Annotated in this window: 2 protein-coding genes; both read left to right on the top strand. The window is 70.7% G+C overall.

Annotation, left to right across the window (positions count from 1 at the left end; translation table 11 throughout):
• The first annotated feature begins 82 nt into the window (after window positions 1-82).
• Window positions 83-520: a DUF4442 domain-containing protein gene (locus IH13_RS0128315; RefSeq protein ID WP_031088828.1), complete on the top strand. Its 438-nt coding sequence runs from the start codon at window positions 83-85 to the stop codon at window positions 518-520.
• 113 nt (window positions 521-633) lie between these two features.
• Window positions 634-1,116: DedA family protein (locus IH13_RS0128310; protein WP_031088826.1), on the top strand; the 483-nt coding region annotated here is incomplete at its 3' end.

Genomic DNA, 1,116 nt, shown 5'->3' with positions numbered 1-1,116 from the left:
CGCGGCTGCTACGGCCGCCCCCGTGAGGGGATGGTCAAAGTCTGCTACCCGCAAGTAACATCCGCTCATGAGCACTGAAGAGATGACGGTCGGCGAGATGCTGACCGCGAGCGTTCCGATGGTCCGCACCCTGAACCTGAAGTACCTGGAGACGACCGCGGAGCGTGCCGTCCTCTCGCTCGCGGACCAGCCCGAGTACCACAACCACCTCGGCGGACCGCACGCCGGAGCGATGTTCACGCTGGCCGAGTCCGCGAGCGGCGCGATCGTCATCGCCGCGTTCGGTGACCAGCTGGCCCGGGCCGTCCCCCTGCCCGTCACCACGGAGATGGCGTTCAAGAAGGTCGCCAAGGGCGCCCTCACCGCGACCGCCACCCTGGGGCGTCCGGTCGCCGACGTCGTCGCCGAACTGGACGCGGGTGAGCGGCCCGAGTTCCCGGTGGCCGTCGAGATACGCCGCGCGGACGGTGCGGTGACCAGCGAGATGAGCGTGGTCTGGACCCTGCGCCCCAACCGCTGAACCCGGGCGGCCCCGCCGGTCCCGAAGCGGGCGGCCGCCCCGGGGACCGGTAGGCTGCACGCCGTGCACGACGCGTGTGCACGGCGGCGCATTTCTTACGGGAGGAATTGGCCTTGCACGTCCAGGAGTGGCTCGAGACCGTGCCGGCGGTCAGCATCTACCTCCTGGTGGGGGTCGTCATCGGGCTGGAGAGCCTGGGTATTCCGCTGCCGGGCGAGATCGTCCTGGTGAGCGCGGCCCTCCTCGCCTCCCAGCACGGCGAGATCGACCCGGTGGTGCTCGGCGCCTGCGCGTCGGCGGGGGCGATCATCGGTGACTCCGTCGGCTACGCCATCGGCCGCAAGGGAGGCAGGCCCCTGCTGGCCTGGCTCGGCGCGCGGTTCCCCAAACACTTCGGGGCGGCCCAGATCTCCGTGGCCGAGCGGTCCTTCGAGAAGTGGGGCATGTGGGCCGTCTTCTTCGGCCGCTTCGTGGCGCTGCTGCGGATCTTCGCCGGGCCGCTGGCCGGTGTGCTGCGGATGCCGTACTGGAAGTTCCTCACCGCCAACGTGCTCGGCGGCATCCTCTGGGCCGGCGGCACCACCGCCGTCATCTAC

Source organism: Streptomyces sp. NRRL WC-3549 (assembly GCF_000721935.1).
In the GTDB taxonomy this organism is placed as follows: Bacteria; Actinomycetota; Actinomycetes; order Streptomycetales; family Streptomycetaceae; genus Streptomyces.
Note: the sequence above shows the minus strand (reverse complement) of the source record. Positions and strands in the feature narration are given on the sequence as shown.